Source organism: Psychrobacter sp. LFX-11D (assembly GCF_904846475.1).
GTDB lineage: Bacteria > Pseudomonadota > Gammaproteobacteria > Pseudomonadales > Moraxellaceae > Psychrobacter > Psychrobacter cryohalolentis.
Genome location: NZ_CAJHAV010000008.1, coordinates 74,416 through 97,125, shown reverse-complemented (window position 1 = coordinate 97,125; position 22,710 = coordinate 74,416). Strand labels below are relative to the sequence as shown.

The following is a 22,710-nucleotide window of genomic DNA, read 5'->3' as shown; positions in this document are numbered from 1 at the left end:
CCGACGTTTTAGTGACTGGTTATCCACTTACTACTCTGGCGATAAGTGTTAAGCCACTGAAGAAAAAATGCAGTCATTGTATGTCATGAGACTTTAGAATGCGAATGTATAACGATTCGAATATACTATAAATATAGCAGCCATTAATAACATAAAGTTTCCTTTTAAAATAAATGCAAACTTATTAACTACTTAGTTGCTAATAAAATAGTAAATTGTAGTCATTATGATGATGGTTCTTATAATTAATAATGCGTTATGGTACATAAACCATCGACAATCACGCATAGACAAAAACAAAGCGCTAAGATGTGAATGAAGTTACGCTTTAGCTCTAGCGCCTTTATAAGTTTTTCACTATGATAAATACCTTTTTACCCATAACGATTGAATAATAGCAGTCTAAAAATCAAGAAGTTCCCTAGGATAAGTTTATGAGTTTACTACCCAAAAATCTTGAGACGCTAAAACGTAACGCTAAAAAAAATATTATGCCATTGCTCACACCTTATCTGCTCAAGCTACGTATCAACACTTATGCACCTTATATCGGTGCCGGCATCAAGATTGAGCACATAAACCTTGACCAAGGTTTATGTGTGGTCAATATGGGATTAAATAGTCTAAATAAGAACATTGTAGGGACACAGTTTGGCGGCAGCTTATATTCAATGGTTGATCCATTTTATATGCTCATGCTCATGCATCAACTGGGCAGCAGTTACGTCGTTTGGGATAAAAGCTCACATATTGAATTTATCGCGCCAGGCAATAGCAAAGTCACTGCCCGCATGAAAATCCCTAGCAGTGAAATTAAAGCCATTCAAGCGTTAGCAAAAGACGGTGAGCCCGTCTTTCGTGAATACCAAGTAGATATCGTGGACGATCAGCAAAAGACCATCGCTATCGTCACCAAGACGCTATACATACGCTTGCGTAAGTACAGCAAATCTAAAGACCAAAACAGCCGTATTGAAAATCTCGATGATTAAAGGCAACGTTTAAGGCCTTAATTTAAGTTTGTGATTTAAAGCGACAGAAACAAAAACCCCAATCTGGCATTCGCACAGATTGGGGTTTTGTCTTTTTTGGTATGACCCGCTTATTTATATGATAAACCTATGAATAAGGGTTTGTATCTACTATCGCCTTACTCTAGTCAACTGTATACCATACAGCTCACTAAAGATGGCAAACTTTTGCTTAAATACCAGGTGCAGTTTCAACTGCATCAGGAACGCGAGCATCAGTTTTTGCCTTAACAACTTTAGGCGCACGCGGAGCAAGCTTCTCGCGGATACGTGCTGATTTACCAGAGCGTTCACGTAAGTAGTATAGTTTCGCACGGCGAACAGCGCCACGGCGTTTCACTTCAATGCTATCGATGATTGGTGAATGCAATTGGAATGCACGCTCAACACCAACGCCACTTGAGATTTTACGTACGGTAAACGCTGAGTTTAAACCGCGGTTACGCTTAGCAATTACAACGCCTTCAAAAGCCTGTAAACGCTCACGCTCACCTTCACGTACTTTTACTTGAACCACAACGGTATCGCCGGGTGCAAAGCTTGGGCGCTCAATCAATTGAGCATTTTCGATGACCTGAACCAATGGATGCTTGTTGCTCATGAGAGTTATCTCCTCACATTAGATAATAGAGGCTTGACGCATATCACCTGTTTGTAATAATTAATTATATCTCTTTTTAATAAGACACAACGTAAGTAGGTTATGACAAACGGCCATTATGCTATGACTCGTTTTGTTATTGCTCAAAATTTTATTACTTAACTGCTTATCTTTTTAACCGCTATTTTTTATCAGCTTTTGCTAATGCCTTTAACCACTTTGCTTGCTCTACCGTTGGCGTAAACGCCTGCCATAAGTCTGGACGACGCGCTTGCGTACGTTCGACTTGCTGACTAAAGCGCCACTTCGCGATATTGGCATGGTGACCTGAAAGTAACACTTCAGGCACTGCCATACCCGCAAACTCATGCGGCTTAGTATAATGTGGACAATCAAGCAAGCCATCAACAAACGAGTCTTGCTCAGCTGACTTATCATCACCCATAATATCCGGTAGACGACGTATCACACTATCCATTAGCACCATTGCCGGTAGCTCACCACCAGTAAGCACATAATCACCAAGTGATATTTCCATATCAACATACTGCGACAGTAAGCGCTCATCAATGCCTTCGTAACGACCGCATAATATAATCATGCCGTCGTACTCGGTCATATCGACCACACTACTCTCACTCAGCGTCTGCCCTTGTGGTGACATATAAATCACCGGACAATGCGCTTTGTCGACACGGCAGCCATGCTGACTTGCTCGTAGGCGCGCATCCTCAATCGCTTGGGATAATGGCTCAGCCATCATCACCATGCCAGGACCGCCACCATACGGACGTTCATCAATACGGCGATAATTATCACTGGTAAAATCACGCGGGTTGATGCATTCAATCGTTACTTGCTTCTGAGTGACTGCCCGACCTGTGATTCCAAACTCACGAATCGTGGCAAACATTTCAGGAAAAATACTAATAACGGCAAAATACATCAGATGTCTACTTGCGCAGTGGCTAATATTAGCTAAATAAATCGGTATTACTATTAACAATCTTAAGCGATAAAGTTAAAGCTTATACCACTAAAGCTTGTATTAATAGTCACTTGGCCATGCCACTAGCACTGTCTTTTCAGTCAGATCGACTTTCACTACAGTTTGCTTGTGCCATGGAATCAGGCGCTCTTCTTTATCCAAGCTGTCTGTCGTTGCCGCAACCCGCATGATAGCGTGGGCGCCAGTTTCAAACATTTCAGTAATATCGCCTAGATATTCATCCTGCTCGTTCATCACGCGCAGGCTGACCAAATCCGACCAATAGTATTCATCCTCAGCAGGTTCTGGCAAGATGTCTTGCTCGACCCAAAGAGTTACCCCATTCATGGTCTCAGCAACATTGCGATCAGGAATCTGCTCAAACTGAGCCACAATTCCTGTGCCTTGCTCACGCCAAGCCTTTACTGTCAAAGGTTTCATACCGGTAGCGGTTTTCATCCACCAAGGCTTGATGTCAAATATCGCCGTACGATCGTCTGTTTCACTAAATACCCAAAGCCAACCTTTGATGCCATAAGGCTTTTTGAGCTGACCAATTTTCATAAGGGCACTAGCGTTTGGAGCAGACGACATAACGGCTAACCTAACAATGATAAAAACAGCGATGATAAATAAAAAGCCATTAAAAACGATAAACGTCGTCAAAAGCGATAAACAGTTAATGGCGTACCCTGGTTAGACCAGTTACGCTAGGTATTCTTAAGCCAACTGATGAATGCATAAATGCACTATCAGTCTATTGCAGCCAAAACTTAAGCAGTAGCTTCAGTTTGAGCAGCAGACTTATTATAAGCTTTTGCTAATGAAGCAACGCGATCAGAAGGTTGTGCACCTTTTGCGACCCACGCATTATACGCTTCCATGTTCAAGCGCACTGCTTCTTCAGAATCTTTAGCGAGTGGGTTAAAAAAGCCTATGTTTTCAATATAGCGACCGTCACGCGCGCGGCGTTGATCAGCAACAACTACTTGATAAAATGGGCGTTTCTTGGCACCGCCCCGTGCTAAACGAATAACAACCATGTGAATTCTCTCTTTCGCAGGTATACCAAAAAGGGCATAATTATACCACAGTCTTATTTTATTGAAAACATAAACTGTGCTTATTTAATTATTTATTAACAATAGCTTAAATCGTTATGACTGTAAATAAGATTCATCATTCACGCTGCTAATATGATGGATACTCCTCTATCATATGCCTTTATCTTAAGCGGATGATATTGCCAGCGTTGTCGATGAAAGCTGGCAGCGTTATTAATGGGTTATGCTATCCTAGCAATAGCATCTGTCACTGCCTCATTATAATTTGGATTCCTATGACCACGCCAAACCCACCATTGCCTCATAAAAGCTGGTTACCCCGCTCTTACTCTAATAGTCTGCTAACCACTCTAATGGTGGCTTTTATTGTTCTCATTAGCGTCGGGGTATCAATTTTGTTTTTTTGGCGTAGTCTATATTTACCCGAGCTCAAAAGCCATGCGCGCTATTTGACCAGCGAGCTTCGGCTGATGAACAGCGCCAATCGAGACTGGCGGGACAATCCTGAAGTCCGTCAGTGGATTTATCAGCATTCACATGTAGTAGTGGTAGATAATCCAAGTGACTTTCCAGAGGTTGCGGACAAAGCTTTTGTCAGTGTTTTTACGGATGTCTTACAGCGAGAAATCAGTGCACAATTGGGGCGACCAGTTGAAGTATATTTTAAATTTAAACCAACCCCTCAGCTTTGGGTACAAGACAGTCGTGATAGCAGTTTTTGGATACGCGAACCTGTGGTCTATTATTCGCAGTACAGCCCTACTTTATTGATCTTGTTTTTGTTTGGACTACCCATTTTGACACTGTTGACGATTATTTTATTAGCCCGTCAATTAAATCGTCCTCTACGTTATCTTCAACGTGCTGCTACCAACTATATTCAGTTGGGTCATGCAACAACGCTACCGACCCGTCATGGTCCTACCGAGATTCGCCAAGTAAATATGGCTTTTAACCGCCTGTTTACTACTCTTAACCAGGCGCAAAAAGAGCGTACGATTATGTTAGCTGGCATCTCACACGATTTGCGTACCCCGCTGACTCGTATGCGCTTAACTGCTGAAATGCTGCCCGATGATTTTTTTCGTGAAGGGTTGATTTACGATATCGAAGATATGGATGCTATTTTAGAGCAATTTATCTCGTTTATGAAAGATGGCTCCGATGAGCCTGTACGCCTTACCAATTTAGATACCATATTTAATGAGATTATGGTGCAATTTGCGCCACTAGAGTTTATTTATCAGTCAGAATGCAGCAAGCTTGTGCCCGTACGTCCTATGTCGATTAAGCGCCTGATTATCAATCTGGTGAATAATGCCAAGCGTTATGGTGAGCCGCCTATTTATCTGTCTGCTGTTGTCATGCCAACCTTTGTAGAAAAAGAGGTGATAGAATACAGCGATGTCGTGACCGAAAATACAGTCAATAAAGAAGCAAAAGAGCAGTTGATTATATGTGTGCGAGACTGCGGCGATGGGGTGGCAGAAGACCAACTCGAGCGTGTCATGCAGCCGTTTGAGCGTGGCGAATCAGCGCGTACCACTCAGGGTAGTGGACTCGGCTTGGCGATTGTTGACCGTATCGCCCGCTTGCATCATGGAACAGTTGAGGCTATTAATCATCCAGATGGTGGTCTGCAAGTCTGTATTCGCATCCCTCTCATTTCAGAAGTTGCCGGAGAACAACCTTTGAATGTCAATCCCGCTACAAAGCCATTTATTGAGACAGTTGATATTAAATAAAATAGATACGTAATTTTATAGGGCGAGACTGGGACGAATTTTTCTCGCTTAATCACTTTTATATTGAACTGATCATAATAGTGCCAATCAATAATACTAAAAAAGCAACGACTGGCTATCGTTGCTTTTTTAGTATTATTTTTCTTTAGATATAAAAACTTCAACGGTTATAAAACTTATTACTTGTTGCCAATAGCCGGCGGAATATACTCAGCACTGTTAATAAACGCTAAAGGCTGGGTAATCTCATCCTGCGCTACCTTTAGCGTCTGAGTAGTACTTGGCTGCTGTAAGAATAAATAATATCCTAGTGTCACAGCATTTAATACCACCAAACCTCCAAATAAATACGGCATCCGTTGCCCTCCTCCATTAAAGACTAAATAACAGCAATAAATAACTTGTTAGCGTCATTTATGATCAGTTAGAAATAACATAGCTACAAGTGAAATAGTATTTTGATAGGCGTTTTGATACCTTTATAAAAGTTATCTTAACAGCACTGTTTTATTTCAAAAGTATATTAACGATGCTTATGCATCAAACTCACGCTCACTCTTATCTTGGGTTAATTCATCGGCTGCTAGAATTTGTGTCAGTGGCTTGATAGGCCATGTCATCACAAACCGCGCGCCACCAAGATCTCGGCTCTCATCAACCTTCATACGACCATTAAACCAAAAAGCAATGCGTGATACGATAGACAAGCCCAAACCGTAGCCACCTGAGGCACGCGTCCGACTATCGTCTAAGCGGGAGAATGGAATAAAGACCTTTTCGCGATCTGCTTCTGGAATACCGTGACCATCATCTTCAACGCTGACAAAGGCATTGCCCTTTTTGACCCCAGCACTAATGATAATCGTAGTCTCCGCATAACGCAGAGCATTACCAGCCAAATTCTGAATCACGCGATGTAAGTAGCGTCTATCTGCTATTGCTTCTACTTTAGCATTTGGCAGTTTGGTGACAATTTTAATCGGTTTACCCAAGGCATTGGTTTCACGCTCAATCTGCTCAAGAAGCTCTCGAAGATTGACTGGTTCCAAATCTAACTTGGGCGAGCCTTCTTCAAGTTTCGCATAGGTGAGAATCTCATCAATCAAACCATTAAGCGCTTCGATATCTTCATCAATAAAGTCACGCTGCATAAAACGCGAGTCTTCATCATCAGTATCTGCCAGCATATCAACAGCAAAGCGAATACGTGCAACGGGCGTACGTAACTCATGTGACACCGCTCGCGTTAGCTCTCGCTGCGACTCAATCAAACGCTTAATATGAGAAGTCATGGCATTAAAGGTTGCAGCTAAACGGGCGATTTCATCTTGACCAATCACCTGTACTTGACTTTCAAGATTGCCTTTACTGACCTCATTTACCCCGACCTGTATTAGTTGTAACTTGCGCTCAAGCGGGAAAATCAGTGCATACACACCCAAACTAATTAAAAACATACTGATCAAAATCATACTGACGATCAAGTTTAATGGGAACCAATTAAACAAAGGTACTGGACCGATCAAAATTGCCATATCACTAATTTCAGACGGCACAATGACTTTGATAGACGAGTTACTTTTACTGGTATTGGTATCTTGCAATAAGATAACCACCTCATCACGGCGCAAGCGTGCCATCTGATCAGGATCCAAATTGAGCGCCGCTACTGCTTTAAATGCTAAAGGAAATGAAAACTTTTCTTCTAACTGTGCCAAACGTGCGCGTTTATCAGACAAAGTAATATAATAGGACAAATCATCTAGCAAAAATACGGCGATAGCTCTGACTTGCTGTTCAGTCACTTGTGAGATACGCGCAGTCAAAACACCTTGATTGTCTGGTAGGCGATAATAGACATCGGCAGTGGTCAGTTGACTGATATAGCGTACGACCGTGTTTTCTTTCTCAAAACGGCGCAGCTCGCTGGCATTAAAATCCACTTCATCGATAGACACGATCTTAAATTCTGAGCCAAACAAACTACTGGCATCAGACAACCAATAATCACGTTGCGCCTCGTTTTCTTGGTGAGCCAAACCCTCACTCACGATATGAAACGCCCCTGTCGCCATATTTTCACGATAAGATTGGACCCGCTCTTTATTAATGGTATCCATCAATAGCTGGGCAAATAGTGCCACACACAAGCAGACTATCAATAGCCCTGCATAAATACGAACAAAAATACTGTGTTTAAGAGAAGAGACTAATGACATACGTGCCGTGACCAACCTGATGAATAAGCGTTATCAATAGAATAATACCTATTATAACCATAATAGGATAATATTCGCTGTGATATATATTTAATGATAATTAAACTGGTACATAAAATTATCGCTTAATTAAACCACATAACGCAGCAATTAAGGTTAAAAACTTAATATTTAAACCCTAAAAAACCAGCTTTACGCTGGTTTTTTAGGGTTTAACGAGGAACAATCAAGACTTATAGCAAAAGTCGGCGATTAGTTGCCTTCTTTTACGAATAGATAGCCTTTACTACGTACGGTTTTGATACGTTTTGGGTTTTCTGGATCATCACCGATTTTTGGACGAATGCGTGAGATACGGACGTCAATAGAGCGATCTTGACCATCATACTCAATACCACGTAGACGCTCAAAGATATCTTCGCGAGATAGAATACGACCAGCATTAGAAGCAAGCAACCATAGTAGGTCATATTCTGCACTGGTGAAATCTACTAACTCATCACCTAGATTCACTGAACGACCACCATTATCGATAACCAATTCACCAAACTCTAGACGCTGCGGCACATCTTCTGACGGGGCGTTTTCTGAACGGCGTAATAATGCACGAATACGCGCTAATAAAACACGTGGCTGAGCAGGCTTTGCGACATAATCGTCGGCGCCCATCTCAAGACCCAATACTTGATCCATATCTTCTGTGCGTGCAGTCAGCATCAAGATAGGGTTTTGGTAATGTGGACGTACTTCACGGCAGACTGTCAAGCCATCGCTACCTGGAAGCATGACATCAAGTACAACCAAATCTGGCTGCTCATTGACAATACGACGAATGGCGCGATTACCATCCGTTTCAATCGCCACTTCTAGACCGTTTTTGACCAAATAATCTTGGGTCAACATGGCCAGACGCTCATCGTCCTCAACAATCAAAATTCGGGGGGTGTTGTCATCATCATTCGTTGTCATTGTTATATCCTCTAGTACATCTCATTTAAAAGTAGTCAAAATAAGAGCAGTAAAATGAATAGCACTACAAAATAGTGCAACTGCTGTTTATATAGCTGTTACAAACTTGGCAGCACAGTATACTATTAATCCTGCAGCTTCCTATACTATAGCTTATAGTCGTTAACAAAACCTATAAACTACGACCATTAAAACTTTATTTTACGTGCAAAAATCATACCGTTTATCGTATTCAAAAAGCGTCAAATAACTTTATTTGCTCATAACCGTTTCGCTATGTCTAAAGCTTTCGATCATAAGCCTGATCATTAAGTAAAGCGCATAAAACAGCTCAACTCTATAAGTTAGCAAACTATTTTTCAACCCTTAATATAACCATATATTGCCATTGTTGCTAGTAGCTTTTTGGCTAAAAGCTAAAAACCATCACTATCCAATAAAACCAACAGCCATAAAAAAACAGCCCATAAAGGACTGTTTTTTTATTATTGCTTACAAGAGTAAATATTTACTCTTACAAACAAAAAATATTAAGCACGGTTTTTGTACTTACGGATGGTCTGTAGCTGGGCAACAGATTCCGCCAATGACGCCAAGGCAGCATTAGTTTGTACGGTATCAGACTGGTTGACCAGCATTTGCTCCGCTTTCTTACGTGCTTCAACGATTTTACTTTCGTCAAGGTTATGTGCACGCATGGCAGTATCAGCAAGTACGGTAACCATTTTTGGCTGTACTTCTAGTACGCCACCTGAGACGTAAATCACTTCTTCTTCGCCATTTGGCGTTTGTACGCGCATTGCACCTGGCTTTAGCAAAGTAATAAGCGGAGTGTGACCTGGCAATATACCAATCTCGCCTTCGGTACCACTAGCTATTAACATGCTAATTTCGCCTGAATACAACTCTTCACGAGCACTTACGACGCGACATTGTAACGTTGCCATACTTAATTCCTTACTATCAAAGCGCGATCAAAAACGCAACACGTTACTAAAGAGTAGATATAAAGTTTATATTACACCTACTTTTTAGCGAATACTAATACCACTTACGCAGCAGAAGACTTCATTTTTTCAGCTTTAGCAACGACTTCATCGATGCCGCCAGCCATGTAGAAGGCTTGCTCTGGTAAGCTGTCATACTCACCTGCGATGATTGCTTTGAAGCTCGCAATGGTATCGCGTAGTGGGACATATTTACCAGGTGCGCCAGTGAAGACTTCAGCGACATGGAATGGCTGTGATAAGAAGCGCTGAATTTTACGAGCGCGATAAACAACCAGTTTATCTTCTTCTGATAACTCATCCATACCCAAAATTGCGATGATGTCTTTCAGTTCTTTATAGCGCTGTAGAACTTCCTGAACACCACGAGCAACGTTGTAATGCTCTTCACCGATAACCAATGGATCAAGCTGACGTGAGGTTGAATCTAGTGGATCAACCGCAGGATAAATACCTTGTGAAGCGATATCACGGCTTAGTACCACTGTTGCATCCAAGTGAGCAAACGTCGTTGCTGGTGATGGATCCGTCAAATCATCCGCAGGTACATATACCGCTTGTACAGAAGTAATAGAGCCTGATTGCGTAGAAGTAATACGCTCTTGCAGCATACCCATCTCTTCAGCAAGTGTTGGCTGATAACCAACCGCTGATGGCATACGACCAAGCAATGCTGATACTTCAGTACCGGCTAGAGTATAACGGTAGATGTTATCAACAAACAACAATACGTCACGACCTTTGCCAGTAGCAGGATCTTTCGTATCACGGAAATACTCAGCCATGGTCAAACCAGACAGTGCCACACGTAAACGGTTACCCGGTGGCTCATTCATCTGACCGTATACCATTGCTACTTTAGATTTGCTAAAGTCTTCAGTGTTTACAACGCCAGCTTCTTGCATTTCGTGATAGAAGTCATTACCTTCACGCGTACGCTCACCAACACCCGCAAATACTGACAAACCTTCATGCTTAAGCGCGATGTTGTTGATCAATTCCATCATGTTGACGGTTTTACCAACACCAGCACCACCAAACAGACCAACTTTACCACCTTTAGCAAACGGGCAAAGTAAATCGATTACTTTAATACCAGTCTCTAACAGCTCAGTACTGTTTGATTGTTCTGCATAGCTTGGCGCTTCACGGTGAATTGACCAGCGCTCATCTGCTTGTACTGGACCTTCTTCATCGATAGGACGACCAAGAACATCCATGATGCGACCTAGCGTACCGATACCAACTGGCACAGAAATTGGGCCACCAGTATTGGTAACTGGAAGGTTACGCTTGAGTCCTTCAGTAGAACCCATAGCAATCGTACGTACGATGCCATCACCCAGCTGTTGCTGTACTTCTAAAGTAGTTTCGGTGCCATCAACTAGCAAAGCATCAAAAATCTTAGGTACTTCATTACGGTTGAACTCAACGTCAAGAACCGCGCCAATAATCTGTACAATACGACCGCTACTCATTGCGTTCTCCTGGAAATTCTGTATATATTGGGTTTTATAAAGGGTTTCAATTATGAAACAGCAGCAGCACCACCAACGATTTCCGATATTTCTCGGGTAATCGCCGCTTGACGCAGCTTGTTATAAACCAACTGTAAATCGTTAATTAGGTCGCCAGCATTATCTGTCGCCGCTTTCATCGCAACCATACGTGAGGACTGCTCAGAGGCAATGTTTTCCATCACCGCTTGATAGACGATAGACTCAATGTAACGTCCAAGCAATTCATCAATCAATGTTTTGATATCAGGCTCGTAGATATAATCCCAGCTAAGTTCAGTCTGAATACCGCTCTCTTCTTCACCAAACGCACTCTCTGGTAAAGGCACCAACTGATTGACCGTTGGCTTTTGGGTCATTGCATTGACAAACTTATTATAAACCACATAAATGCGGTCTATTTTACCGTTAGTATAATCGTCAAGCATCGCTTGAACTGGTGCATTTATCTGCTCAAAAGTAGGTTTATCACCATAATCAGTTACGGCTGAGGTGACTTTACCACCAAAGCTTTTAAAGAAGCTGACACCTTTAGCGCCAATGACAGCAAATTCAGCTTGTACAGACTGCTCTTGGTATTTCTGGATATTTTTAGATAGGGCTTTGAATAAGTTGATATTCAAACCACCCGCTAGACCACGGTCAGATGTGATGACAATATAGCCAACTCTATTGACTGGGCGGCTTACCATATACGGATGTTTATAATCGGATGAGGCATGCACCAAATGCGAAATAACCCGGCGCATACTATCAGCATACGGGCGACCCACTTCCATGCGCTCTTGGGCACGGCGCATTTTACTGGCGGCTACCATTTGCATAGCGCGAGTAATTTTCTGGGTGCTTTGAATACTGGTGACTTTGGCACGTATTTCTTTTAAGTTTGCCATAATGATTCCAATATAAGAGGGTTAAAAAAGCATTGGCGCATGCAACAATATTTCAATATAAAACGGTATTCTCGTTAACAATGTACCATTTAGCATTGCATCATTGTTTAAATGTTTTAATATCTTGTGGCATGACGCAACCATATACCATGAGTTGTGACTAAAGTGGCGCTGCTGTCTTAATAAAAAGCTTATCAGACAACGCGCCACTCCATAAGCTCTAACACTAAAGCCACAACAAAACTGGCTTAACCCGTTAAATTAATAACTGTGATTTTGTTTAAAAGTCTCTAAAGACGATTTTAAACGACCTGCGATATCATCGTTATAATTCGCAGTGTCATCAATCTCTTTCATTAAGTCAGCTTGCTCATCATGCATGTAGCGTAAGTAAGCTTCTTCAAAAGAACCGATTTTTTCAACTGGTACGTCTGCTAAGAAACCTTCGTTTGACGCATAGATAACAGCGGCTTGCTCAGAGATTGACATTGGCTGATACTGTTTTTGCTTCATCAATTCAGTCACACGCTCACCGTGGTCAAGCTGTTCACGAGTCACATCATCAAGATCTGATGCAAACTGAGCGAATGCTGCAAGTTCACGATACTGAGCCAGTGCGGTACGGATACCACCAGACAGTTTCTTAATAATCTTAGTCTGAGCCGCACCACCAACACGTGATACCGAAATACCAGCGTTCACAGCCGGACGGATACCTGAGTTAAATAGGCTGGACTCTAAGAAAATCTGACCATCAGTGATTGAAATCACGTTAGTCGGTACAAATGCAGATACGTCACCTGCTTGGGTTTCAATGATAGGTAGCGCAGTTAGAGAACCCGTTTTACCAACCACTTCACCATTGGTGAATTTTTCTACATACGCCGCGTTTACGCGTGATGCACGCTCAAGTAAACGTGAGTGTAAATAGAATACATCACCAGGATACGCTTCACGACCTGGCGGACGACGTAATAGTAGTGAGATTTGACGATACGCTACTGCTTGCTTTGATAAGTCATCAAATACAATCAGTGCATCTTCGCCACGGTCACGGAAGTATTCACCCATCGTGCAACCTGAGTACGGTGCGATATATTGTAGTGCTGCTGGCTCTGATGCTGACGCTACTACAACCGTCGTATATTCAAGGGCACCAGTTTGCTCGAGTTTACGCACCACGTTAGCAATGGTAGAACGCTTCTGACCGATTGCAACATAGACACACTTAATGCCAGATGATTTCTGTGCAATAATCGCATCGATAGCCATCGCGGTTTTACCCGTCTGACGATCACCAATGATAAGCTCACGCTGACCACGACCGATTGGAATCATGGTATCAACAGACTTATAACCTGTCATGACTGGCTGATCAACTGACTGACGATCGATAACGCCTGGGGCGATCTTCTCAACTTTGTCAGTCATTTTGGCATTAATAGGACCTTTGCCATCAATAGGGTTACCTAAAGCATCAACAACACGGCCTAGCAACTCAGGACCTACCGGAACTTCAAGGATACGACCAGTACAATAGGCTTTTTGACCTTCTTGTAGTTTTAGGAAGTCACCCAGTACTACTGCGCCAACAGAATCACGCTCTAAGTTGAGCGCCATTCCATAGACTTCACCTTCAAACTCAATCATTTCGCCGTACATGGCATCTTCAAGACCATGAATCTGCACGATACCGTCAGATACTTTGACAATCGTGCCTTCATTCTTTGCAGTTGCACCCGCATCAAGGTCTTGAATGCGCTGCTTAATCAGGTTACTGATTTCCGCTGGATTCAATTGTTGCATTGCCTTGTTTCCTTTAATTTATGATAACCCGCCACTGACGTAAATGCTCTTATATCACGCATGCTTGATTAAGCTACGTTAATGATTGGCATTAGGCCGTTAGCTGTGTTTTTAACTGTTGTAACTTGCCGCGCATCGAATCATCGATAACTTTGTCACCGACTTTGATCGTAACGCCTGCCAAAAGACTGGCATCCACCGATTCATGAATCACTACGCTAGCATTTAGCGAAGCAGCAAGACGTGCTTGTAGCATATCACGCTGATCATCGGTTAATGGATAAGCAGAGGTCACATAAGCGTCAAGCTGCTTTAAGCTTACTGCCTTGTGACGGCGATAATGCTCATAAACTTCAGGAAGCAGCGCCAGACGCTCTTGTTCTGATAACTGTTTAACGAAGTTACTAAATGCTACTGATACTTTTGGATAGCTGGCGTTGCTGTCAGGGCGAACCCCTTTATTTGCATCTAATAACTGCTTAAAAGCAGAATCATTAGCGCTAGCTACTTGCGTATCATAAAGATCGACCAAAGCAGCTGACTTATGCTCAGCAGAAACAGCTGGATTGTCTAGCCAAGTACTGAACGACTTGTCATTGACAACGGTGGCGGCAACAAATAAGAAGTCTTCCCACTCATTTACTGCCCCGTTTTCATTGGCATAGTCAAACGCGGCTTTAGCGTACGGTCGTGCTAAGGTTGATAAGTCAGCCATTATATCCTCACAATTACAGCTTCGCCGCCAGTTGGTCTAACATGCTGGCATGTTTTTGCACATCGACTTTGTCTTGCAAAATCTTTTCTGCACCAAGTACCGCCAATTCAGCAACTTGGGCACGTAATGATTCACGTGCTTGATTGATTTCTTGGTCGATAGAGGCTTGCGCTTGTTGACGAATGCGCTCGCCTTCCACTTGGGCTTGCGATTTTGCATCTTCAACAAGTTGATTGGCGCTTTTATTTGCTTGCTCGATCAGAGCAGCAGCTTTAGTCTTTGCAAGATCAAGCTCCTGCTGTACATCTCGCTCCGCGGTCGCCAAATCTGCTTTTGCTTTTTCTGCGGCATTTAAGCCTTCAGCAATTTTACGCTGACGGTCATTAATTGCGCCGATAAGTGGTGGCCACACGAATTTCATGCAGAACATCACAAAGATTGCAAAAGCAATGGCTTGACCGATGAGGGTAGAATTGATATTCACGTGATCACCTCTTTGTTAATGAAAAATCAGTTTCATTGATCATATTTGATAGCCAAACTTTGGCTATGGTTAAGATACAAACTTTGACTACCAAACATTTACAACTGAGCTTTCTGATTAACCTGCTAGAGGGTTAGCGAACAACAATAGCATAGCAATACCAACACCGATCATCGGAATAGCATCAAGAAGACCTGCTACGATGAACATACGAGTTTGCAACTGTGAACCAAGTTCTGGCTGACGCGCAACGCCTTCTAGGAATTTACCACCTAGAATAGCAAAACCAATACCTGTACCTAGTGCACCTAAACCGATAAGTAGTGCTACTGCGATAACTGTGTAACCACCTAATACTGGATCCATGGATGTATCCTCATTTACCTATTGAATGTCTAATTAATGTTCAGTTGATGATGCAAGTGACATATAAACTATCGTCAGCATCATAAATACGAACGCTTGAAGTGTAATAATTAAGATGTGGAAAATAGCCCACGGTACTGATAACGCCCATTGAATCCAAAACGGCATTAAGGCAATCAGTATGAAAATCAACTCACCAGCATACATGTTACCGAATAGTCGTAAACCTAAAGAGATAGGTTTCGCTATCAAAGTAACAAACTCTAAGATAAAGTTGATGGGTATTAAAATAATTTGTACGATAGGGTTTTTGGCACTAAACGGATGCAGTGTTAGCTCGCCTACAAAGCCGCCCAAACCTTTTTCTTTGATACTATAAAACAGAATCAGTATAAAGACAGAAAAAGACATGCCAAGCGTGATATTAGGATCCGTGGTTGGAACAATCTTAAAGTACACATGATGTGGATCATGTCCCATCAGTGCGCCGATTTGGCCAGCAATCATAGGGATAAAGTCGACGGGTAGTAAATCCATCAAGTTCATTAAGAATATCCATACAAAGATAGTCAACGCCAAAGGCGCAATCAGCTTTGAGGTACCACTATACGAATCACGAACGTTGTTATCAACGAACTCAACGATCATCTCAACCGCAGCCTGAGTTTTACCCGGCACGCCTGAAGTGACTTTCCTAGCGACCATCCAAAAGATGGCGCAGAAAACAATGCCTAGACCAATTGACCAAAGCATAGAATCAAGGTGGATAGCTTTAAAGCCCATTGCACTAGCTTCTTCAGCATTATAGGCAACTTTCCAACCTTCGCCCGGCAGATAGCCGTACGTCCAGTTCGTTAAGTGGTGAGAGATATATTCTGTTGTTGTTTGCTCGCCTGCCATAATGTCAGCTTCTTATTAATCAACGATTTAATCAACTACCAAAAATATGGTTGTCATCTGATGAGATTTTAGTATGTTTATCTGCCTTACAACAAAGCAAGCAAATGACTCATGCTAACACGCTCATGTAACCAATAACATCCAACCCATAGTTCAATGACTCATGCTGATTTGATAGCGTAAGATAAATTTTAGCTATCAAAAAAGGGCTTATGATAGTTCAGTAATAGCCCTTTACATGTGTACGCAAAATTCTTATGTATATGTTTACTTATTATCACTGTGTTTTGACAGTCGACGCTTAATACAGCGCTGTTAAGTAAAATATTTAGCTGCATATATTAATGCAGGGTTGTATTCGTGTAAAGTCAATTGTGACTTTTTTATCCGCTGTATGAATAAGTTAGCTGCTAGGGGCGTTTAACACCGTTGCTTCGCATCTATAATTAAATTGTAAGAATTTAATTATAAATAGTAGTAAACGCTCATTTCGCGTTCCCCTACCCGCACATTACTGCACGCTACCTTATATCAAACGCTCATATCACGATAGTTGGTACTGTCCTAAGACAATTATTATGCTTCGACTTTCTAAAATCAGTCATAGAGAAGCTGGACGGCAGGGTGACTTGCTAAGCGCAATGAATACTGTAACTATGTATATAGTTATCATTTATTAACACTAGCGTATATGCCACAACATCCAACTGTGACTAATTTGCATTACCATAAAACCGATAAACAGCGCTGGCGCAGATAGGGGTTGTACGGTAATAAAAATTAGTGCGAAACCAAACACAGTCAATAGCCATTTGGCCATCTGACCCCGATAAAGCTGGCTAACAATATGTAAGCGCGCGCGATAACCGGTATACCAAAAGATAAAAAAGGCAAAGACAGCTTGTGTGGCAAAACTTAGCAAGGCACCAATAGCGGTACTTTTTGCAACGGTTAGCGAACTGTGCAGCCATATCGTATCTACAAGCCAAGCAATAATAATAAGGATAAACAGTATCCATGCTTGACGTTTGATATAAATACCAATTTTATCTTTTTGTGTGCGTTTGGCAGGCTTGGTCATCGGTATTCCTATAGCCTTAAACATTTGGATTATATCGCTATCTAATATCATCGCGACACTATTATCCGTGAATGGCTCACTCTACAGATGTTACCTTTTAACCAAAATTAAACGCCACTTATTATAGGGAGCGAGCCCCTTTTAAGCAAGTAAAATATACCTTTTATCAGTCACCTAGCTCAATCATCAAGAATTCAGATACTTAAGCGTAGATAACCAGTCTTTGACCGGCACTATATCACAGTCTTTAGAGATTCTTAATTAACAGTTTCAATCACTTATTCTAATAAGTCCATTATGATATACATTGGCGAATTTGCTGTGCCATCGTTTGCCACCCACTGACAAAGTCTTTACTATTACTCATATCTTCTGCCTGAACGGTTTCTTGAACAGGCTGTAACTTGGCAAGTAAACCTTTGGCAGGCGCACTTGGACTGACCAGACACATCTGATTAGCTGGGCGCTGCTCGTTAAGCCAGCGTAATTGACTGGCTTTTGGTGCTAAATGATCATCAGTACTTAAGCTGCCAATGAGCTGTAGGTTGATGCTGTTTTCCATATATTGATAAGCATCATGATAAGCCCAATACGGCAAAGGTTTTTGTTTAGCACTACTGTTTGACCCTGCTACTGCTGCATCCATACGCTGGGCAAATTTTTGTGCATTGGCATGATAAAGTTTTTTATATTGCGGATTGGCATGACTATGTATGACGGCAAGCGCACGGGTAATGGCTTTGGCGTTGTTAGGATCCAACCAAATATGTGGATCAAGCGTGCCAGCGATAGGCTTGCCTTTGATATCACGCAAAGGATGGCGATTAAAAGCATCAAACTTAAATAAAGCGATAGAGTTAGGCGCGTCGTTTAAATTTGCTGCCAAGTTATTTTCTAACGGCTCACCAAACCAAACCACAAAGGTGCTGTCTTGAATTGCCTTAATATCGCCGGGGCTGATACTACCATGATGCCCAACCTCTCCCGCTTGTAGCAACTGCTTGGCAGGGGGTGCGCCTTCAGTAACTGCTTGGCTTAACAAAAATAATGGATAATTACTCACACTCACACTCACACTCACCGTTGCCGCTTGAGCTGGTAACGCCAAAAACCCTAACATCAACAAGCTAGCTATTAAGAAGTACTGCTGTGTTAATTGCTGCACTTTATGCAAAAGGTTCTTTTCTTGAACGTTTAAGCTGTTATCTACAATCGGCGTGGCTTTATGAGCATTGGCAATCATGCGTTATTGATCCTATTAAGTCATTGAACTGCGATATCTTTAATATATTAAGTTTCCAATCATTATGTTATACTATAACATAATGAAATCCCACTTTTATTTTGCATTTCAGCTATTCTGTTTTTGCTAACCGCGGTCCAACCTACAAAAGCGATGTTGATTAAAAGTAATAGTAAGGTTTGGCAAATCTACGTATTGATATAGCCATTTACCGTTATACTGTGCGGAATTTAATTAAAACCGAATGCTTTCTGCATTTATTGAAAATGCTTTTGGGAGTTTATGCTATGCCGACCACTTCATCGAACTGTGAGCATGCTCATGACGTGCAAGATTTTACGCCACAGGATGTGACCGAGCGTCTAGAAGCAGCAAAAGAGCAGTCTCGTATGCGAGGTGTGCGTTTTACCCCCTTACGGCAGCAAATATATATGCTGGTATTGCAAGCCAATAAACCAGTAGGCGCTTATGATTTAATCACTCAGTTACAGCAAATGCGACTCTTAGATAATGACAGTGAGCTTGAGGGCACGAAAAATGTCGCACCGCCAACTGTATATCGCAGTTTAGAGTTTTTATTGAGCGAAGGTTTGATTCATCAGCTGACCTCTATCAATGCTTATGTACCTTGCTGTCATCCACGCGCTCATCATACGGCAGCCTTTTTAATTTGTGAGCAGTGTCAACGCGTACAAGAGTGTAGCAGCTTACCTGTGCAAGAGATGATGAGCTTTGCTGAAGAAGATATCGGCTTTACCGTTGCTCGTAGTGTGATTGAGCTGAGCGGTCGTTGCCAAGCCTGTCAGTAAAAATTTAGATTACTGTTATATTTAAACCTATTCCCTATCCATATGCGCGGTCATCTGATGAATAATACAAGTAAGCTGCTGAACTTAAGCAATGTCAGCTACTATATTGGTCAACAACGTTTACTGTCTAATATTAATATTGACATTGCTGTCAATGAGACGGTAAGCGTTATTGGTCCCAATGGTGCGGGCAAGTCGACGCTGGTTAAGCTTATTTTGGGACTGATTGTACCAACATCTGGACAGGTCACACCTTCTGAGCCTTTACAGATAGGCTATGTGCCGCAGCGATTTTCTGTGCCACCAATACTGCCATTACGTGTCAGCGACCTTTTAGCGCAAGCCCGTAAAAAACGCCTTACGGCAGAGCAGCGGCAGTTTATATTTGATAAATTATCATTGACCCATTTACTCTCGCGGCAGATGCTGCACCTCTCTGGAGGTGAAACTCAACGGGTATTATTGGCACGGGCGTTATTAGATAAGCCCAACTTATTGATTTTAGATGAGCCGATGCAAGGTCTTGATCCTGAAACGGAAGTTTGGTTGTATCAATTTATTGATGAACTACCGGAATTTTTACGCTGTGCTATGTTAGTAGTCTCGCATGATTTGCACTGGGTCATGAAAGGCAGTCGACGAGTGATTTGCTTGAATAAGCATATTTGCTGTGAAGGTCAACCGAGCGAGCTTGCCATCAGCAGTGAGTTTCAAAAGCTATTCGGTCATCATTACGAGCAACCGTATGTCCATCAGCCGCATGCCTGCGAGCATCACGCACCAAGCTAGATATAATAAAAATCAAATGACTTAAATCAAAAATGCCTGACACCTTTTTTATAAAAATTTACGGATATGTATTATGAGTGCTTGGTTAGCCATTATTGCGCCTGCTTGGATTGCCGGTAGTATTTTAGCATTGCTTTCAGCACCTTTAGGATGCTTGGTGTTGTGGCGACGTATGGCTTTTTTCGCTGATGCATTAGCACATGGGACATTACTAGGTGTGGCACTGGCGGTATGGTGGCAGATGCCAATGGGTATCGGTATTGCATTGGTCAGCGTGCTGGTGGTATTGGGACTGGTATTTATGGATGATGAACGCTTACCAGCCGATGCTGTACTAGCAGTGGTTGCCGTATCCTTACTGTGTCTGGGATTATTAACTTTAACCCAACTAACCGATCAGCAAGCAAACGTCTTAGGGTTCTTGTTTGGTAACTTGCTTGAGCTTGATTGGGCAGACTTGCCCTTAATTGCTGGCAGCGTATTGGTCGGTTTGGCATTACTCATTTATATATGGCCTGCCCAAATTAAATTGGCAACCCATGAAGCTTTGGCACGTATACAAGGCGTTAACCCTACTCGCCAACGTCTGTTTTTTATGGGCGTATTAGCAGGGTTCTGTGCCATCGCTTTGCAAGCTGTTGGCAGCTTATTGATCAGCGGCTTATTGGTATTACCAGCTCTTACTGCTCGCCTGTGGTCAGCGTCACCAAAACAGATGGTGATTCTCGCCCTATTTACAGCACAACTTGGTGTGACACTCGGTGTATGGGGTAGTATTTGGCTTGATATCCAAACTGGACTCTCTATCGTCTTGGTCTTAGCCAGTTTGTTCTTTACCGCTTTAATCATCTCAAAACTGACCACATCAAAATCTATATTGGCAAAGTTTTGGTCGCCACGCCGTTAGAAGGTAGGCCATTTGCCATAACACACTATAGCCATAGGTAATGCTCTCAAATATCTCTTTCCCTTGCACAACTTTATTTCATTAAAATTGCTAAAGCTTTCATACGTTTAATGTTGTAAAATTTCACGAATGCTATCAATATGATAGTTAATAGCGCTTTACGCAAGAGGGAACACCCTTCTTATCAGCAGTCTAAAATGCGCTCTATAAAAACGACATTGAGAAATCAGGTGAGCTGCCATGGTGCATTTAATTATCTGAATATCCTAAAAGTGTTCATTGTTAGTCTTCGATAAGGGACAAAATTTAATGCCAAGCTATCCTGTGAGTGCCGTCAGCACGCCAGACGGACAGGTGAATGTATTGCAAATCACTGATTTGCATCTATCATCACACGTGCCGGCTTCTGCTGATGAAACCAGTAGTGAAGTCGCTGTTTGCCAATATAGTTTTGAGGCAATTATCAAGCAAGCATTGAGCAAAGAGATACGGTGTGATTTAATTATTGTAACAGGCGATTTGGTCAATAAAGTAGAGCCTGCTATTTATGACCATATTTTTACAGTATTGAAGGAGACGGGTATTCCCTTTGCCTGTATTGCTGGCAATCATGACGTGACTGATGAGATGGGTGAGGATTTACCTTTTTACCAACGGACGCTGATTGCGAGGGCTTCTGACCCACGTCTGCTTAGCCGTCATTTGATTGAATCTGAGCATTGGCAGCTGCTTTTACTAGACTCATCGATTACTGGCAAAGTAGAAGGCGAGATTACATCAACCGACATTGATTGGGTACGTGAGCAGCTAGCATTTTGTGCTAAGCCCGCTCTCATCGCGCTCCATCATCATGTATTGCCCGTAGATTCCGAATGGATTGATAGCCATATGGCAGAGAATGCAGAGGAGTTCTGGCAGCATATAACCCCCTTTGAAAATCTTAGCGTTATTATCAATGGACATACCCATCAAGAGCAAACACGCCATCATCAAGGTGTCACTGTATATAGCACTCCTTCTACCTGCTATCAATTTAAGCCGTTTGAAGACAATTTTGCCTACGATAAAAATATGCGCCCAGGGTATCGTTGGTTGCAATTAGCCAACAATGGAAAGGTTGCAAGCTGGGTTGAAAGACTAGATACTTGACGACCAGTTTTATTGACTAGAATTGATTACTTGTCTGGCTATAATGGTGCTTTGAGGCTGTCGGCTATATTGCTCGCTGATTTTGCTTGATTCGTTATAGAATGGCTGGCACAGTATAGGTTGATATAAATATAACTAATCGCATTTTTGTCTTGAGAGCTATATTTTGAAGACAGCATTACAAACGATAAATAGTGATAAAAATCACAACAGTTTAATATATCATTAGGCAATATTATAATAGCTAGGATGGCTACATCGACCACAATTTAAGTGTTCACAGTCAGTGACTTATTATTTTATTTAGGCATAACCATTTAAATATAAATATTTATGACAATATACTTGACCATTGATACGTCATTATCAGCATATTGAGACAAACATTTTAATCAGATCAGCTGTGTTACTAAGTGGTAAAACGTTT

23 protein-coding genes are annotated in these 22,710 nt (G+C 42.0%); 6 read left to right on the top strand and 17 right to left on the bottom strand.

What is annotated here, in order from left to right; genetic code table 11:
* Window positions 1-434: 434 nt before the first annotated feature.
* Window positions 435-992 carry a DUF4442 domain-containing protein gene (locus JMX75_RS07735; RefSeq protein WP_201531892.1) on the top strand — a complete coding sequence of 186 codons (558 nt, stop codon included), beginning with the start codon at window positions 435-437 and terminating at the stop codon, window positions 990-992.
* Window positions 993-1,203: 211 nt separating this feature from the next.
* On the opposite strand, the gene rplS is transcribed toward JMX75_RS07735, so the two are convergent.
* The 4 genes from rplS to rpsP all read right to left on the bottom strand — a co-directional run bounded on the left by rplS (window position 1,204) and on the right by rpsP (window position 3,663).
* A complete protein-coding gene (gene rplS / locus JMX75_RS07730) occupies window positions 1,204-1,632 on the bottom strand; it encodes a 50S ribosomal protein L19 (protein WP_011514626.1) in 429 nt (142 codons plus the stop codon).
* A gap of 181 nt (window positions 1,633-1,813) precedes the next feature.
* A complete protein-coding gene (gene trmD, locus JMX75_RS07725; protein WP_011514627.1) occupies window positions 1,814-2,578 on the bottom strand; it encodes a tRNA (guanosine(37)-N1)-methyltransferase TrmD in 765 nt (254 codons plus the stop codon).
* Between the two features lie 102 nt (window positions 2,579-2,680).
* Window positions 2,681-3,214 (bottom strand): ribosome maturation factor RimM, encoded by a 534-nt coding sequence (gene rimM, locus JMX75_RS07720; RefSeq protein WP_011514628.1) that lies wholly within the window; start codon window positions 3,212-3,214, stop codon window positions 2,681-2,683.
* 179 nt (window positions 3,215-3,393) lie between these two features.
* Entirely contained in the window at window positions 3,394-3,663 is a 270-nt protein-coding gene (gene rpsP, locus JMX75_RS07715) for a 30S ribosomal protein S16 (RefSeq protein ID WP_011281274.1), read from the bottom strand.
* Window positions 3,664-3,959: 296 nt separating this feature from the next.
* Between rpsP and JMX75_RS07710 the strand changes: the two genes are divergently transcribed.
* Complete coding sequence (locus JMX75_RS07710; protein ID WP_133104947.1) at window positions 3,960-5,429, top strand: ATP-binding protein; 1,470 nt, start codon at window positions 3,960-3,962, stop codon at window positions 5,427-5,429.
* 179 nt (window positions 5,430-5,608) lie between these two features.
* Here JMX75_RS07710 and JMX75_RS07705 read toward each other — a convergent pair whose 3' ends face one another.
* The 13 genes from JMX75_RS07705 to JMX75_RS07645 all read right to left on the bottom strand — a co-directional run bounded on the left by JMX75_RS07705 (window position 5,609) and on the right by JMX75_RS07645 (window position 18,629).
* On the bottom strand, window positions 5,609-5,785 hold the full coding sequence (locus tag JMX75_RS07705) for a hypothetical protein (RefSeq protein WP_201531891.1): 177 nt from the start codon (window positions 5,783-5,785) through the stop codon (window positions 5,609-5,611).
* A gap of 177 nt (window positions 5,786-5,962) precedes the next feature.
* Window positions 5,963-7,648, bottom strand: a complete 1,686-nt coding sequence (locus tag JMX75_RS07700) for an ATP-binding protein (protein WP_020444431.1) — start codon at window positions 7,646-7,648, stop codon at window positions 5,963-5,965.
* Between the two features lie 252 nt (window positions 7,649-7,900).
* A complete protein-coding gene (locus JMX75_RS07695) occupies window positions 7,901-8,617 on the bottom strand; it encodes a response regulator (protein WP_020444432.1) in 717 nt (238 codons plus the stop codon).
* Between the two features lie 530 nt (window positions 8,618-9,147).
* Window positions 9,148-9,564, bottom strand: a complete 417-nt coding sequence (locus JMX75_RS07690; protein ID WP_149493092.1) for a F0F1 ATP synthase subunit epsilon — start codon at window positions 9,562-9,564, stop codon at window positions 9,148-9,150.
* Window positions 9,565-9,668: 104 nt separating this feature from the next.
* Window positions 9,669-11,102: a F0F1 ATP synthase subunit beta gene (gene atpD, locus JMX75_RS07685; RefSeq protein WP_011514633.1), complete on the bottom strand. Its 1,434-nt coding sequence runs from the start codon at window positions 11,100-11,102 to the stop codon at window positions 9,669-9,671.
* 50 nt (window positions 11,103-11,152) lie between these two features.
* Complete coding sequence (atpG, locus tag JMX75_RS07680; RefSeq protein ID WP_011514634.1) at window positions 11,153-12,034, bottom strand: F0F1 ATP synthase subunit gamma; 882 nt, start codon at window positions 12,032-12,034, stop codon at window positions 11,153-11,155.
* Between the two features lie 261 nt (window positions 12,035-12,295).
* Entirely contained in the window at window positions 12,296-13,840 is a 1,545-nt protein-coding gene (atpA, locus tag JMX75_RS07675) for a F0F1 ATP synthase subunit alpha (protein ID WP_011514635.1), read from the bottom strand.
* A 91-nt stretch (window positions 13,841-13,931) separates the two neighbouring features.
* The gene (locus tag JMX75_RS07670; RefSeq protein ID WP_020444434.1) at window positions 13,932-14,555 is read right to left on the bottom strand and encodes a F0F1 ATP synthase subunit delta; all 624 of its coding nucleotides are present in this window, start codon (window positions 14,553-14,555) and stop codon (window positions 13,932-13,934) included.
* 13 nt (window positions 14,556-14,568) lie between these two features.
* Window positions 14,569-15,039 carry a F0F1 ATP synthase subunit B gene (locus JMX75_RS07665; RefSeq protein ID WP_011514637.1) on the bottom strand — a complete coding sequence of 157 codons (471 nt, stop codon included), beginning with the start codon at window positions 15,037-15,039 and terminating at the stop codon, window positions 14,569-14,571.
* Between the two features lie 117 nt (window positions 15,040-15,156).
* Window positions 15,157-15,405, bottom strand: coding sequence for a F0F1 ATP synthase subunit C (gene atpE, locus JMX75_RS07660; protein WP_010197960.1), 249 nt, complete (start codon window positions 15,403-15,405; stop codon window positions 15,157-15,159).
* A gap of 33 nt (window positions 15,406-15,438) precedes the next feature.
* Window positions 15,439-16,305: a F0F1 ATP synthase subunit A gene (gene atpB / locus JMX75_RS07655; protein WP_011514638.1), complete on the bottom strand. Its 867-nt coding sequence runs from the start codon at window positions 16,303-16,305 to the stop codon at window positions 15,439-15,441.
* A gap of 682 nt (window positions 16,306-16,987) precedes the next feature.
* Window positions 16,988-17,386, bottom strand: coding sequence for an ATP synthase subunit I (locus JMX75_RS07650; protein ID WP_149493094.1), 399 nt, complete (start codon window positions 17,384-17,386; stop codon window positions 16,988-16,990).
* A 295-nt stretch (window positions 17,387-17,681) separates the two neighbouring features.
* The gene (locus JMX75_RS07645) at window positions 17,682-18,629 is read right to left on the bottom strand and encodes a metal ABC transporter solute-binding protein, Zn/Mn family (RefSeq protein WP_201531889.1); all 948 of its coding nucleotides are present in this window, start codon (window positions 18,627-18,629) and stop codon (window positions 17,682-17,684) included.
* A gap of 287 nt (window positions 18,630-18,916) precedes the next feature.
* Between JMX75_RS07645 and JMX75_RS07640 the strand changes: the two genes are divergently transcribed.
* The 4 genes from JMX75_RS07640 (at window position 18,917) to JMX75_RS07625 (ending at window position 22,283) form a co-directional block, all read left to right on the top strand.
* The gene (locus JMX75_RS07640) at window positions 18,917-19,438 is read left to right on the top strand and encodes a Fur family transcriptional regulator (protein ID WP_149493096.1); all 522 of its coding nucleotides are present in this window, start codon (window positions 18,917-18,919) and stop codon (window positions 19,436-19,438) included.
* Window positions 19,439-19,495: 57 nt separating this feature from the next.
* A complete protein-coding gene (locus JMX75_RS07635) occupies window positions 19,496-20,227 on the top strand; it encodes a metal ABC transporter ATP-binding protein (protein WP_227673050.1) in 732 nt (243 codons plus the stop codon).
* Window positions 20,228-20,300: 73 nt separating this feature from the next.
* A complete protein-coding gene (locus JMX75_RS07630) occupies window positions 20,301-21,134 on the top strand; it encodes a metal ABC transporter permease (RefSeq protein WP_149409721.1) in 834 nt (277 codons plus the stop codon).
* 309 nt (window positions 21,135-21,443) lie between these two features.
* Window positions 21,444-22,283, top strand: a complete 840-nt coding sequence (locus JMX75_RS07625) for a metallophosphoesterase (RefSeq protein WP_149409720.1) — start codon at window positions 21,444-21,446, stop codon at window positions 22,281-22,283.
* Window positions 22,284-22,710: the final 427 nt, after the last annotated feature.